Genomic DNA, 13,260 nt, shown 5'->3' with positions numbered 1-13,260 from the left:
GGGTGGCCACCCCCGCGAGCGCGACGCCCCGCGACTACGGTGGGTCGGGTGCCCTCCCGCCGTCGCACCGCCCCTGCGGCGGCGCGCAGCCTGGCCGACGACGTGCGCGGACGCACCGACGAGCAGCTGAGCGCCCTCGTCCTCCGGCGGCCCGACCTGGCCCGTCCGACCCCGTCCGACCTCACCGCGCTCGCCGCCCGGGCCTCCACCCGCGCCAGCGTCCAGCGCTGCCTCGAGGCGCTGGACCGCGGCCGGGTCCAGGTCCTCGAGGCGGCGGTGGCCGCCGGCGACGGCGCGGACCCCGCTCGCGTCGCCGGCCTGCTCGGCGCCCCGGTCGCCCGGGTCCGGCCCGTGCTCGAGCACCTGTGGGGCCTGGCGCTGCTGTGGCGCGGCGGCGACGGGCTGCACGTCGTGCGCACCGTCACCGAGGTGCTGGGACCCACCCCGGCCGGGCTCGGCCCGGCCCTCGCCGACCTCCCCGGAGGCGGCTCGCGCCCGACCCCCGACGCCGACGCCGTACGGCGACTCGTGGCCGACGCCCCGCCCGCCGCCACCGCCCTGCTCGAGCGGATGACCTGGGGCCCGCCGCTCGGTGTCGCGCCCGCCGGCGACGTCGGCGGCGCCGTCGGGTGGCTCATCGAGCACGGCGTGCTCGTCCGGCTGCCCCGCGACCTCGGCGACCTCACCCTGCTGCGGGGGGCGCCGGCGGCGCCCGGCGACACCCGCGTCGTGCTGCCCCGCGAGGTGGCGCTGGCCCTGCGCGGGGACCGGACGCACGAGCGGGCCGAGCTCGACCCGCCCCCGGTCGCCACCCGCGACCTCGGGGTCGAGGTCGTCGACGGCACCGCGGCGGCCGTCGTCCTCGACCTGCTCACGGCGGTCGGCGACCTCCTGCTGCGCTGGGGCGCGGCCCCGCCGCGGGTGCTGCGCACCGGCGGGCTGGCCGTCCGGGACCTGCGCGCGACGGCGACCGCGCTCGACCTCGACCCGGACCGGACCGCGTTCGTCGCCGAGGTCGCGCTCGCCGCCGGACTCCTCGCCGACGACGGCGAGCTGGAGCCGGTGTGGGCCCCCACCCCCCTGGCCGACGCCTGGGAGGACCGCCCCGCCGGCGAGCGCTGGGCGGTGCTCGCGCAGGGCTGGCGCGACTCCACCCGCGCCCCGCACCTCGTCGGGAGCCCGACCGGCAGCGGGGGCCGCGCCGCGTCGTCGTCGGGGACCACCAACGCCCTCGGGCCCGACGTGCAGTGGCCGGCCGTGCGCGGGCTGCGCGCCGAGGTCCTGGGCGAGCTCGCTACCCTCGACCCCGGGCAGGCCCCGGACGCCGACGACCTGCTCGACCGGCTGCGCTGGCGCCGCCCGCTGCGCTCCCCGCGCGTCCTGCAGGAGACGGCGACCGCCGTCCTGCGCGAGGCGGAGTGGCTCGGGGTGACCGGGCGCGGCGCCCTGTCCGGCGCCGGACGCCGCCTCGTGGCCCGCGAGGAGCGCGACGTCGTCGCCGCCGCGATGGCGACGGCGCTGCCGGCGCCCGTCGACCACGTCCTGCTCCAGGCCGACCTCACCGCCGTCGCCCCCGGACCGCTCGAGGGGGCGCTGGCCCGGCTCGTGCGGCTCGTCGCCGACGTCGAGTCCCGCGGCGGCGCCACCGTCCACCGCTTCTCCCCCGACTCGGTGCGCCGGGCGCTCGACGAGGGCTGGTCCGCCGACGAGCTGCTCGACCGGCTGCGCGAGGCCAGCCGGACCGGGGTGCCGCAGCCGCTGGAGTACCTCGTGCGCGACGTCGCCCGCCGGCACGGGCAGGTGCGGGTGGGGGCGGCGACGGCGTACCTGCGCAGCGACGACGAGGCCGCGCTCGGGGCCATGCTCGCCGAGCGCCGGCTGGCATCGCTGCGGCTGCGCCGGATCGCGCCCACCGTCCTCGTGTCGTCGGCCGACCCGCGGGTGCTGCTGGAGACGTTGCGGGACAACGGGTTCGCGCCCGTGCAGGAGGGTCCCGAGGGTCGCGTGGTCGTCGTCGCCCCGCCGAGGCGGCGGGCCAAGGAGCGCCGCCTCTCCCCGCGGCCGGTGGTGACGCCGCTCGACCCGGCCGCCGCCGCCGACCTCGTGGGGCGGCTGCGCGTCGCCGAGGAGGCCGCGCGCGAGGCCCGGGCCGCCGCCGACCCCGACCGGCCGCGGCTCGAGCCGACCGAGCCCGCGGTCACGGTCGCGGCGCTGCGCGACGCCGCCGCCGACCGGCGCGGCCTGTGGATCGGGTACGCCGACGCCGCCGGGCGCACCGAGGTCCACCTGTTCTACCCGCTGCGCGTCGAGGGCGGCCGGGCCGTCGGCCGGGTCGCCGACGGCGCCGACGAGCGGGCCTTCGGCATCCACCGGATCACCGGGGTCGCCCCGCTCTGAGGGCCGAGCGGGGGATGTCCTCCCGACCGCCGGACGGTAGGTTCGAGACCGTCGGGCGCCGTCAGGGGGTCGTCCGTCGACACACGAAGAGGACCCATGAGCTCGAGCTGGCCCGGCCCCCCGGGGGACGACTACCGCCGCTACACCGGGGACGCCCGACCGCCCGAGGGCGGCCAGCAGCCGCCGTACGGACAGCAGCCGCCGTACGGGCAGCAGCCGCCGTACGGGCAGCAGCCGCCGTACGGGCAGCCGCCCTACGGCCAGCCGCCCTACGGCCAGCCGGGGACCCCGTACCCGACCTACGGCACGCCGTACGGCGCGATGCCCTACGGCTCGCCGTACGGCGCCCCCGGCCCGCGGATGACCTCGGGCCAGCGGGCGTCGACCATCGTCCTGCTCGTGCTGTCCGCGCTGCTCACCTTCGTCGGGTGCGGCGCCGGGCTGCCGAGCCTGGTCCTGGCCATCGTCGCGCTGAGCAAGGACGCGAGCGACAGCTCCTCGTCGGTGCGGCTCATGCGCATCGGGTGGGTCGTCCTCGGGGTCCTCGCCATCGCCGTCGTCGTCCTCTTCGTCGCGATCTTCTCCTCGCACGGCGAGGTCACCCAGGTCGACGGGACCAGCATCTAGATCGGCGCCGACCCCGCCGGAACAGACCCCCGCCCCGTGGGGTTGGACGGAGCACCATGACCGACGGCCCCCTCATCGTCCAGAGCGACAAGACCCTCCTCCTCGAGGTCGACCACCCCGGCGCGGAGACCGCGCGCCGCGCGATCGCCCCGTTCGCCGAGCTCGAGCGCGCCCCCGAGCACGTGCACACCTACCGCGTCACGCCCCTCGGGCTGTGGAACGCCCGCGCCGCCGGCCACGACGCCGAGTCGGTCGTCGACGCGCTCGTCACCCACAGCCGGTACGCCGTCCCGCAGAGCCTGCTCATCGACGTCGCCGACACGATGGACCGCTACGGCCGGCTCACCCTCGACAAGCACCCGACGCACGGGCTGACCCTTCGCACGACCGATCGCCCCGTCCTCGAGGAGGTCATGCGGGCCAAGAAGATCGCGCCGCTGCTGGGGGCCCGGATCGACGACCTCACCGTCGCGGTGCACCCGAGCGAGCGCGGACACCTCAAGCAGGAGCTGCTCAAGGTCGGCTGGCCGGCCGAGGACCTCGCGGGGTACGTCGACGGCGAGGCCCACCCCATCGACCTCGTCACCGACGGCTGGGAGCTGCGGCCGTACCAGCAGCAGGCGGTCGACGGGTTCTGGCACGGCGGCTCCGGCGTCGTGGTCCTGCCCTGCGGCGCGGGCAAGACCCTCGTCGGTGCGGGCGCGATGGCCGCAGCCAGGGCGACGACGCTCATCCTCGTCACCAACACCGTCTCCGCGCGGCAGTGGAAGGAGGAGCTGGTCAAGCGGACCAGCCTCACCGAGGACGAGATCGGCGAGTACTCGGGCAGCCGCAAGGAGATCCGGCCCGTCACCATCGCGACGTACCAGGTCCTCACGATGAAGCGGAAGGGCGTCTACCCGCACCTGGACCTGCTCGACGCGCGCGACTGGGGCCTGGTCGTCTACGACGAGGTGCACCTGCTCCCCGCCCCGATCTTCCGGATGACCGCGGACCTGCAGGCCCGTCGCCGGCTCGGCCTCACCGCGACCCTCGTGCGCGAGGACGGCCGCGAGGGCGACGTCTTCTCGCTCATCGGCCCCAAGCGGTACGACGCCCCGTGGAAGGACATCGAGGCGCAGGGCTACATCGCCCCCGCCGACTGCGTCGAGGTGCGGGTGTCCCTGCCCGAGGGCCAGCGGATGACCTACGCGATGTCGGAGCCGGAGGAGCGCTACCGGCTCGCGTCGTGCACCGACGCCAAGGACGGCGTCGTGCAGCGTCTCGTCGAGAAGCACCGCGGCGAGCCCACGCTCGTCATCGGGCAGTACCTCGACCAGCTCGAGGGCCTGGCCAACCGGCTCGACGCCGACGTCATCACCGGCGAGACCTCGGTGACCGAGCGGCAGAAGCTCTTCCAGGCCTTCCGGGTCGGCGAGATCCAGCTGCTCGTCGTGTCCAAGGTCGCGAACTTCTCCATCGACCTGCCCGAGGCGAGCGTCGCCATCCAGGTGTCCGGCACCTTCGGCTCCCGCCAGGAGGAGGCCCAGCGCCTCGGCCGCGTCCTGCGCCCCAAGGGCGACGGCCGCACCGCGCACTTCTACACGGTCGTGTCGCGGGACACCGTCGACGCCGACTTCGCGGCCCACCGGCAGCGCTTCCTCGCCGAGCAGGGCTACGCCTACCGGATCGTCGACGCGGACGACCTGCCGGTATGACGCCCCGGCACGACGCCTGGCCGCCGGGGTTCTTCGACCGGTACGACGAGGACGACGACGCGGTGTTCTACGGGCCGCCGCGGCTGGTCACCCACCTCGACGACGGCGCGATCGCCGCCGTGACCGGCCTGTACGACGAGCTCGACGTGCCCGGCGGCCGGGTGCTCGACCTCATGTCGTCGTGGGTCTCGCACCTGTCGCGCCGGCCCGCCGGGGGCCTCACCGTCCTCGGGATGAACGCCGTCGAGCTGGAGCGCAACCCGCTCGCCGACGAGGTCGTCGTCCAGGACCTCAACCGCGACCCGCGCCTGCCCTTCGACGACCAGGCGTTCGACGCGGTGACCTGCTGCGTGTCCGTGGACTACCTCGTCCGGCCGGTCGAGGTGCTCCGGGAGGCGGCCCGGGTGCTGCGGCCCGGCGGGGTCGTCGTCCTGACGTTCAGCAACCGCTGCTTCCCCACCAAGGCCGTCCGCGGGTGGCTGGAGACCGACGAGCAGGGCCGGGTGGCCATCGTGCAGGCGTACCTCGAGCGTGCCGGCTTCGCCGACGTCACGACCGCCCTGCGGACCCCGCCCCGGTCGGGGTCGGACCCGTTGTGGGGCGCCTGGGCCCGGGTCGCCGGTCCGGCCGACAGCGTCGAGTCCGTTCCGTCCGGCTGACCGGGCGGCGCTCCGGACCCGACGCGGCCGGGAGGACCACCGCGGTCAGGGCGCGTCGAGGACCACCCCGTGCCGACCCGTCACGGCCAGCACGTCCTCGACGCGGATCGAGGCGGCCCGCTCCAGCGGCAACGACCGGGCCATGTCGGCGAAGAACGCACCGGCGCGGTCCCCCCAGGTGACGGCGACGAAGCGCGCCCCGTCCGGGCCCGGCTCGAACGTCGCGGGGCGACCGGCCGGCAGGACCAGCACCGCGCCCGGCGCGACGTCGTACGCCGTCCCGTCGACGTGGGCGGTGACCCGCCCCTCGACGAGGTAGAGGACCGCCGTCCACGGCGCCCGGTGCGGCGGCACGGGCGGGCCCGGGCGGCTGACGACCTCGAACACCTCGAAGCCGCGGGTGCCGTCGGCGACCGCGGTCTTGGCGACGTGGTCGCCGTCGAGCAGGACGTGGTGCGCGCCCTCGCCGGGCGCGACGTGGACGGTGGTGGTCATCGGACCTCCTGGGGTCGGGGCGAGCGGCGGCGTCCGGTCAGGTCGAGCAGGTGGGTCTGCACCGGGGCGGGGCGCTCCGGCCCCTCGCCCCAGGCCCAGTCGGTGTCCGTCGCGACGAGCCTGACCCCGCGCGGCGGGGTCCAGCGGCGCAGCGGCGGGCGCGTCGTCAGCACCCGGTCGGCCGCCGCGGCCGCCGCCTCCGGCGGCATCGGGTGGTCGAGGCCGAGCGGGACGCAGATGTCCTGGGTGTGGACCAGGACGTCGACGAGCGGCTCGAGGTCGGTGATGAAGGCGACCCGGCGGCGGCTGCCGACGAACCCGCGCAGGGTCGCGACGACCTCCTCGTGCGTGAGCGGGCTGCGGAGCGCGGTGTCGCGCACGAGGACGTCGTACCGCAGGCCGGCACGCAGCGCCGGACCGACGAGGTCCCGCACCCGGGTCTGCGAGAGCGTGAGGTGGGCACCGACGTCGCGCACGGTCCACCCGTCGCACAGGCTCGGGGTGCGCCACGCGTCGTCGGGCAGGCCCTCGAGCAGGTCGGCGACGAACGCACGCTCGGTGTCGATGTGCTGCCACACGAGGTCGGTGTCCACGGCGTGTCTCCCGGTCGGTGAGCGAGATAGACAGTTTCTCTGTCTAATGTGGCACCGTGACGAGACGACGTCAACGCCCGGAGCGACGCGAGCTCGGCATCCTGCTGTTCGTCGCCAACCGGGCCCTCGAGCAGCGGGCCCTCGACGCGGTGGCGGCCGCCGGGTTCACCGACATCACGCTGGCCCAGGCCCGGGTCGCCGCGCGGATCGGACCGGAGGGCACCCGGGTGTCCGACCTCGCGGAGCAGGCGCGGGTGACCAAGCAGAGCGCCGCCTTCCTCGTCGAGCAGCTCGAGTCGGCCGGCTACGTCGAGCGCGTGGCCGACCCCACCGACCGCCGAGCCCGGCTGGTGCGCCTCACCGCCCGGGCCGACGGCGTGGTCGCGGCGGCGAACGCCGAGGTCGAGCAGGCCCTGGCCGAGTGGGCCGAGCACGTCGGAGAGGAGCGGCTCGACGCGGTGCACGCGACGCTGCGCGACCTCCGCCCCCTCGTCGACCCCTGGTCGTGACCCACCTAGGCTGCGCCGCATGACGCGCACCCCCTTCACCGCGCCGACCGACGTCGGCGACCTGGGCGGCTACGTCACCGGCTCCGGCCCGCGGGTGCTCGTCCTGCACGGTGGACCGGGCCTCGACATGGCCAGCGTCGACCCGGCGGTCGACGAGCTCGCGCAGCGGTACGAGGTCGCGTGCTTCCAGCAGCGCGGCCTGACCCCGTCGACGAGCGAGGGCGAGTACTCCATCAGCGAGGCGGTCCAGGACGTCGGCTCCGTCCTCGACGCGCTCGGCTGGGACCGCGCCTACCTGCTCGGCCACTCCTGGGGCGGGCACCTCGCGGCGCACTGCGCGGTGGGCCTCGCCGACCGGCTCGACGGGGTGGTCCTGTCCGACCCGCTGGGCGCGGTCGGTGACGGCGGGATGGAGGCGTTCGGCGCCGAGATGGTCGCCCGCGTCCCCGAGGAGCACCGCGCCCGGGTCGCCGAGCTCGAGGAGAAGGACGAGGCCGGGACCTCGACCGACGAGGAGAACCTCGAGTCGCTGTCCCTCTACTGGGCCTCGTACTTCGCCGACCCCTCCACCGCTCCCCCGATGCCCACCGGCCTGCGCGTGTCGACGCGGGCCAGCCACGGCCTGTGGCCCGACATCCTCGACCGGCTGCCCGAGCTCGAGGCCGCGCTGCCGTCGATCCGCGTCCCCGTGGGCGTCCTCGTCGGCGAGCGGAGCCCGATGCCGACGACCGCGGGCAGCGACACCGCCGACCGCATCCCCGGCGCCTGGACGATGGTCGTCCCCGGCGCCGGTCACCTGCCCTGGTACGAGGCCCCCGGCTGCATGCTCGCGGTCATGGACCGCCTCGTCGCCGGCCGCGGCTGAGGCGGACGGCGCCCGCAGGGGGCGTCGTACGGGCTCGGCGCGAAGCGCCCACGAGGACGCTCGCCGGGCCATGCTGGGCGCATGACCACCACGGTGTACGACGCCGCCGGCGGGCACGAAGGGCTGCTGCGCCTCGCGCACGCCTGGCACGAGCGGGTGCTCGCCGACCCGGTCGTCAGCCACGCCTTCAGCCACGGCTACCACCCCGAGCACACCCAGCGGCTGGCCGCGTACCTCGGCGAGGCGGTGGGCGGGCCGCCGACCTACACCCGGGAGTACGGCGACGAGTCGTCGGTCGTGCGGATGCACTCGGGCAACGGCGTGCACGAGGAGATGGACCGCCGCGCCGTCGCCTGCTTCGACCAGGCCCTGACCGACGCCGGGTTCACGCCCGACCAGCCCGTGCGGCAGGTGCTGCTCGACTACTTCGGCTGGGCCACGCACACGACGATGACGGCGTACCACGGCAGCGCCGACGACGTGCCCGACGACCTGACGATGCCGCACTGGTCGTGGGACGGGCAGGTCAGTCCGCCCACACGATGAAGTCGAGCCGGTGCCCCTCGCGGAGCCAGTCGTCGAAGGCGGACGGGTCGAGGGCCGGCACCGCGAGCGCGGCCGGGGCGAAGCACGCGAACCGGTCGGCGGCGGCGAGGAAGGCCCGCTCGAGCTCCTCCCCGGAGCTGCTCACGGGGGCGCCGTCCCCCCAGAGGCAGGCGTCGAAGGCGTCCTCGATCTCGTCGAGCAGCGCCCCGACCTGCGCGGCCGAGCCCGACCGGACGACGACCGACGGCCAGTGCGGGCAGGCGCGCAGCCAGAACGAGTACAGCCACGCCTCCGCCTCGCTGTCGAGGTCGGCCGGGGCCAGGTCGTCACCGCCGGACCGCAGGACGAACGCGCGGACCTCCGCGACCGGCGGCACCGCGAGGCGGACCCGCGGCCGGCCGCGTCGGCAGCCCGCGTGCGACCAGGCGCCGAGCCCGCGGTTCTGCGGGCCGTGGTCGGTGAAGACCGGGGCGTCGCAGTAGCAGCAGGCGGTCCCGTCGAGGAACGGCCGGGCCCGGGGGGTCGGTGGGACGCTGTCGAGGGCACGCGCGCTCACGGTCGGGCTCCTCTCTGCCGCGCGGTCGAGGCGTCGTACTCGCTGTATCGGCCGGCCGGCGCGCGGCTGGACCACAACCGCCCGACATCCCTCCAGCAGGTGCGCCGACCCCCTGCCGAAGCCATAATCGCGTCATAGCGAACGTTCAGCAGACTTCCAGACTCCGGCCCCACGATGAGGACGTGACCGACACGATGACCCGAGACCCCGGCCGGGGCGAGACCACCGAGGCGAGCCTGCTCGTCGTCGAGGACGAGCCCAACATCCGCGAGCTGCTCGCGACCTCGCTGCGCTTCGCCGGCTTCGACGTGGCCGTGGCCGCGGACGGGCACAGCGCGCTGACCACCGCCTCCGAGCACCACCCGGACCTCGTCGTCCTCGACGTGATGCTCCCCGACATGGACGGGTTCGAGGTGACCCGCCGGCTGCGCGAGTCCGGCCGGCAGCTGCCGATCGTCTTCGTCACCGCCCGCGACTCGGTCGACGACAAGATCAAGGGCCTGACCGTCGGCGGCGACGACTACGTCACGAAGCCGTTCAGCCTCGAGGAGGTCATCGCGCGCATCCGGGCCGTCCTGCGCCGCACCCGCGGGGAGGACGACACCGCGGCGTCGCTGCGCTTCCACGACCTCGAGCTCGACGACGACAGCCACGAGGTGCGCCGCGGCGGACGGGTCATCGAGGTCTCCCCGACCGAGTTCAAGCTGCTGCGCTACCTCATGCTCAACCCCAACCGGGTGCTGTCGAAGGCGCAGATCCTCGACCACGTCTGGGACTACGACTTCCGCGGCGAGTCCGGGATCGTCGAGTCGTACATCTCCTACCTGCGCCGCAAGATCGACACCGTCGAGCCGGCGCTGATCCACACCAAGCGCGGCGTGGGCTACGTGCTGCGCCTGCCCCCGGGCGCCCAGGGCGCGTGACCGCCCGCGTGCACCATCCCGGCTCCGTCCGGCAGCTGCGGGACCGCCTCACGGCGGTCCCGCTGCGCGTCCGGCTCGTGGCGGTCGTCGTCCTGCTGCTCGCCGCGGCGCTCGCCGCGTCCGGGCTCATCGTCAACGTGCTGCTGCGCACCTACCTGCTCGCGCGCACCGACGACGAGCTGCGGATCTACTCCTCGATCGCGCAGGGGCTGCAGTACGACCAGGCCCCCGACTCGCAGTTGCTCATCCAGCCGAACTTCGCCGTCCTGCTCGTCCGCCCGGACGGCAGCGGCCCCAAGCCCGTCGCGAACGCCGTCACCGAACCGGACGCGCGCCCCGACCTGCCGACGCTCACCTCGAGCGACCCGCGGGTCCGCTCCCGCACCCCGTTCACGGTCGAGTCGACCGACGGGTTCGGCCCGCACTGGCGGGTCATCGCCGGCTCCGCCGACGACGGCCGGTCGGTCTACGAGGTCGCCGTGTCGCTGCGGGCGATGGACGCCACCCTCGACCGGGTCATCACCGACGCCGCGCTCATCGGCCTCGGTGTGCTCACCGCGTCCGGCCTCATCGGCTGGGTCGCCGTCCGACGCAGCTTCGGTCCCCTCTCGCGGATCGAGGACACCGCCGCGGCCATCGCCGCCGGCGACCTCACCCGGCGGATGCCGGAGCGGCCGACGGCGGCCGAGGTCGCCTCGCTGACCCGCTCGCTCAACGCGATGCTCAGCCAGATCGAGCAGTCGTTCGCCGTGCGCGAGGCGTCGCAGGAGCGGATGCGGGAGTTCGTCGCCGACGCCTCGCACGAGCTGCGCACCCCGCTGGCGACGGTGCGCGGCTACGCCGAGCTCTACCGCCAGGGCGCCGTACGACGCCCCGAGGACGTCCACTCCGCCTTCGGCCGGATCGAGGCGGAGGCGGGCCGGATGGGCAGCCTCGTCGAGGACCTGCTCGTCCTCGCGCGGCTGGACGAGAAGCGCAAGCTGGCCCGCGACGACGTCGACCTCGCCGTCATCGCCGGCGACGCCCAGCAGGACGCCCGCGCGCTCGCCCCGGACCGGCAGGTGCGCCTCGTCGGCATCGGCGGCCCGCTCGGCCCCGTCGTCGTCGTCGGCGACGAGCCGCAGCTTCGCCAGGTCGTCACCAACCTCGTCGCGAACGCGCTCAACCACACCCCGGCCGGGACGCCGGTCGAGCTGGCCGTCGGCCACACCGAGGCCGGCCGGGCCGTCATCGAGGTGCGCGACCACGGCCCGGGCATCGACCCGGTCCTGGCCCGCAAGGTGTTCGAGCGGTTCTACCGGACCGACCCCAGCCGCAGCCGCAGCCAGGGCGGCAGCGGGCTCGGCCTGGCCATCGTCGCCGCCATCGTCGAGGCGCACGGCGGGTCCGTGCGCGTCGAGCAGACCCCGGGGGGCGGGGCGACCTTCGTGCTCGAGCTCCCACAGGGTGCGCACAGGGCCGTGCAAGCGGGTACAGACGAGGACTCGCTGTAGTTGGAGACAGCACCGAGGACGGGACACGATCCCGCCGAGCCGACGACGAAGGACCACGTGATGACGCAGCAGACCCACCCGGGCGGCACCCAGCACGACGGCGACACCCCTCGCGAGCCGCAGTGGTACCACGGGCCGGCCTCCTCCCACGGCCAGGACGACCGCTCGGGTGACACGGGCCGCGCGTCGGCCTTCGGTCTCGGCGGCGAGGCGCGTGACACGAGCAGCGACACCCAGGCCGTCGGCCACCCGGCCACCGGCGAGCTCCCGCTGACCTGGGGCGGGTACCCCGGGGCCCAGGGCGGGTCGTCCGGCTCCGCGGGCACCGGCTCGACGGCGTCGTACGCCGGCAGCACCGGCGCGGGCACCTACGCCGGGAGCGCCGGCGGCAACGGCTCGTCGTACGCCGGAGGGTCGTGGGGCGACGGCGGCTGGGGCGGCCCGCAGGGTCCGTCGACCACCCCGACCCCCGCGCCGACGCCGAAGCAGAAGGGCGCCGGTCGCCGGGTCGCCGAGGTCGGCGTCACCGCGCTCCTCGCGGCGGTCCTGGCCAGCGTGGGCACCTACGTCGCCACGGAGCACAACGGCAGCGGGACGCAGGCGGTCTCGACGACCACGTCGTCGGGCCCGGCGCCGGTGCAGCAGGCCGACCCGAGCAACCCGGACTGGACCGTCACCGCGAAGGCGGTCACCCCGAGCGTCGTCGCCATCACCGTCCAGAGCCAGCAGGCCGAGGGCGAGGGCTCGGGCGTCATCCTCGACAACCAGGGCCACGTCCTCACCAACAACCACGTCGCGACCGGCGCCGGCGACGGCGCGGAGATCTCCGTGACGCTCAGCGACGGGCGCTCGTACGGCGCCTCGATCAAGGGCACCGACCCGACGACCGACCTCGCCGTGCTGCAGATCAAGAACCCGCCGAGCGACCTCAAGCCGATCTCCCTCGGTGACAGCGACAAGCTCGTCGTCGGCCAGCCGGTCATGGCCGTCGGTAACCCGCTCGGCCTCGCCGGCACCGTCACCACCGGCATCGTCTCGGCGCTCAACCGCCCGGTGACGACGGCGGCGTCCGAGAGCCAGCAGCCCAGCCAGCAGGACCCGTTCGGCGGCCAGGGGCAGGGCCAGTCGCAGGACCAGTCGCAGGACCAGACGCAGTCGGTGCACACCAACGCGATCCAGACCTCCGCGGCGATCAACCCGGGCAACTCCGGTGGCGCGCTCGTCACCTCCGACGGGCAGCTCATCGGGATCAACTCCTCGATCGCGTCGCTCGGCTCGAGCGGCGGCGGGAGCCAGAGCGGCAACATCGGCATCGGCTTCGCCATCCCCGTCAAGGAGGCCAAGTCCATCGCCGACCAGCTCATCAGCACCGGCTCGGCCAAGCACGCCTACCTCGGCGTCACCGCCTCCGACACCTCGATCACCGACGGCAGCAGCAAGCGCGCCGCCGCCCTGCTCCGGTCGGTCGCCGGCGGGACCCCCGCCGCGAGCGCCGGCCTCAAGGCGGGCGACGCCGTCGTCTCCGTCAACGGTGACGCCATCGAGTCCTCCGAGTCCCTCGTCGCCACCGTCAACGAGTTCAGCGTCGGCGACAAGGTCACCGTCACCGTGATCCGCGGTGGCCAGAAGCAGGACATCCAGGTCACCCTGGCCGCCCGTCCCGGCCAGGGCTGAGGAGGCCGGGCCCGCCCGCTTATCCCTGGTTCAGGGCGGGCCCCCTCCTCACCGGCCCCCCGCGGCCCCCGCGTCACCACCCCCTGGGTGACGCGGTCGGGCCGCGGGGGGCCGCTCTCTCGTTCCCCCGGTCCGTCACCTGGCGCCGGGTGGGGTTGACGCAGCGTCGAGCCGGTTGACGCCCTGTGCACAGGGCGTCGAGCGGCATGACGCTGCGTCAGGTCCA

Annotated in this window: 13 protein-coding genes; 10 read left to right on the top strand and 3 right to left on the bottom strand. The window is 75.3% G+C overall.

The features are described from left to right. Positions 1–48: 48 nt before the first annotated feature. From FB458_RS10225 to FB458_RS10210, 4 genes are all read left to right on the top strand, one after another. The gene (locus FB458_RS10225; protein WP_141848399.1) at positions 49–2,397 is read left to right on the top strand and encodes a helicase-associated domain-containing protein; all 2,349 of its coding nucleotides are present in this window, start codon (positions 49–51) and stop codon (positions 2,395–2,397) included. 96 nt (positions 2,398–2,493) lie between these two features. After that, complete coding sequence (locus FB458_RS22060; protein WP_141848398.1) at positions 2,494–3,024, top strand: hypothetical protein; 531 nt, start codon at positions 2,494–2,496, stop codon at positions 3,022–3,024. Between the two features lie 56 nt (positions 3,025–3,080). Beyond that, positions 3,081–4,721 (top strand): DNA repair helicase XPB, encoded by a 1,641-nt coding sequence (locus tag FB458_RS10215; RefSeq protein ID WP_141848397.1) that lies wholly within the window; start codon positions 3,081–3,083, stop codon positions 4,719–4,721. Then, complete coding sequence (locus FB458_RS10210; protein WP_141848396.1) at positions 4,718–5,380, top strand: class I SAM-dependent methyltransferase; 663 nt, start codon at positions 4,718–4,720, stop codon at positions 5,378–5,380. Before FB458_RS10215 ends, FB458_RS10210 begins: the two co-directional genes overlap by 4 nt. 45 nt (positions 5,381–5,425) lie before the next feature. Here FB458_RS10210 and FB458_RS10205 read toward each other — a convergent pair whose 3' ends face one another. Continuing rightward, positions 5,426–5,875, bottom strand: a complete 450-nt coding sequence (locus FB458_RS10205) for a cupin domain-containing protein (RefSeq protein ID WP_141848395.1) — start codon at positions 5,873–5,875, stop codon at positions 5,426–5,428. Further along, entirely contained in the window at positions 5,872–6,468 is a 597-nt protein-coding gene (locus FB458_RS10200) for a maleylpyruvate isomerase family mycothiol-dependent enzyme (protein WP_141848394.1), read from the bottom strand. Before FB458_RS10200 ends, FB458_RS10205 begins: the two co-directional genes overlap by 4 nt. Before the next feature lie 56 nt (positions 6,469–6,524). On the opposite strand from FB458_RS10200, the gene FB458_RS10195 reads away from it, so the two are divergent. The 3 genes from FB458_RS10195 to FB458_RS10185 all read left to right on the top strand — a co-directional run bounded on the left by FB458_RS10195 (position 6,525) and on the right by FB458_RS10185 (position 8,388). After that, positions 6,525–6,977 (top strand): MarR family winged helix-turn-helix transcriptional regulator, encoded by a 453-nt coding sequence (locus tag FB458_RS10195; RefSeq protein ID WP_141848393.1) that lies wholly within the window; start codon positions 6,525–6,527, stop codon positions 6,975–6,977. A 19-nt stretch (positions 6,978–6,996) separates the two neighbouring features. Further along, positions 6,997–7,842 carry an alpha/beta fold hydrolase gene (locus FB458_RS10190; protein WP_141848392.1) on the top strand — a complete coding sequence of 282 codons (846 nt, stop codon included), beginning with the start codon at positions 6,997–6,999 and terminating at the stop codon, positions 7,840–7,842. Between the two features lie 81 nt (positions 7,843–7,923). Further along, positions 7,924–8,388: a group II truncated hemoglobin gene (locus FB458_RS10185; RefSeq protein WP_141848391.1), complete on the top strand. Its 465-nt coding sequence runs from the start codon at positions 7,924–7,926 to the stop codon at positions 8,386–8,388. Here FB458_RS10185 and FB458_RS10180 read toward each other — a convergent pair. Then, a complete protein-coding gene (locus FB458_RS10180) occupies positions 8,369–8,944 on the bottom strand; it encodes a hypothetical protein (RefSeq protein ID WP_141848390.1) in 576 nt (191 codons plus the stop codon). The two genes, FB458_RS10185 and FB458_RS10180, sit on opposite strands and share 20 nt — an antisense overlap. Positions 8,945–9,138: 194 nt before the next feature. Here FB458_RS10180 and FB458_RS10175 point away from each other — a divergent pair, with 194 nt between their 5' ends. The 3 genes from FB458_RS10175 to FB458_RS10165 are packed head-to-tail and all read left to right on the top strand — an operon-like array spanning position 9,139 to position 13,034. After that, complete coding sequence (locus FB458_RS10175) at positions 9,139–9,867, top strand: response regulator transcription factor (protein ID WP_141850463.1); 729 nt, start codon at positions 9,139–9,141, stop codon at positions 9,865–9,867. Beyond that, a complete protein-coding gene (locus FB458_RS10170) occupies positions 9,864–11,360 on the top strand; it encodes a sensor histidine kinase (RefSeq protein ID WP_246061153.1) in 1,497 nt (498 codons plus the stop codon). The genes FB458_RS10175 and FB458_RS10170 overlap by 4 nt, the downstream gene beginning before the upstream one ends. A gap of 60 nt (positions 11,361–11,420) precedes the next feature. Next, positions 11,421–13,034 carry a S1C family serine protease gene (locus FB458_RS10165; protein ID WP_141848389.1) on the top strand — a complete coding sequence of 538 codons (1,614 nt, stop codon included), beginning with the start codon at positions 11,421–11,423 and terminating at the stop codon, positions 13,032–13,034. Positions 13,035–13,260 lie beyond the last annotated feature (226 nt).

Origin of the sequence: Lapillicoccus jejuensis (assembly GCF_006715055.1) — a bacterium.
GTDB lineage: Bacteria > Actinomycetota > Actinomycetes > Actinomycetales > Dermatophilaceae > Lapillicoccus > Lapillicoccus jejuensis.
This window is presented reverse-complemented; position numbering and strand designations above follow the sequence as displayed.

Bases quoted from the DNA above. Each gene is read 5' to 3' on its own strand.
- FB458_RS22060 (WP_141848398.1), top strand. From the start codon at position 2,494: ATGAGCTCGAGCTGGCCCGGCCCCCCGGGGGACGACTACCGCCGCTAC.
- FB458_RS10215 (WP_141848397.1), top strand. From the start codon at position 3,081: ATGACCGACGGCCCCCTCATCGTCCAGAGCGACAAGACCCTCCTCCTC.
- FB458_RS10210 (WP_141848396.1), top strand. From the start codon at position 4,718: ATGACGCCCCGGCACGACGCCTGGCCGCCGGGGTTCTTCGACCGGTAC.
- FB458_RS10205 (WP_141848395.1), bottom strand. From the start codon at position 5,875: ATGACCACCACCGTCCACGTCGCGCCCGGCGAGGGCGCGCACCACGTC.
- FB458_RS10190 (WP_141848392.1), top strand. From the start codon at position 6,997: ATGACGCGCACCCCCTTCACCGCGCCGACCGACGTCGGCGACCTGGGC.
- FB458_RS10185 (WP_141848391.1), top strand. From the start codon at position 7,924: ATGACCACCACGGTGTACGACGCCGCCGGCGGGCACGAAGGGCTGCTG.
- FB458_RS10175 (WP_141850463.1), top strand. From the start codon at position 9,139: ATGACCCGAGACCCCGGCCGGGGCGAGACCACCGAGGCGAGCCTGCTC.
- FB458_RS10165 (WP_141848389.1), top strand. From the start codon at position 11,421: ATGACGCAGCAGACCCACCCGGGCGGCACCCAGCACGACGGCGACACC.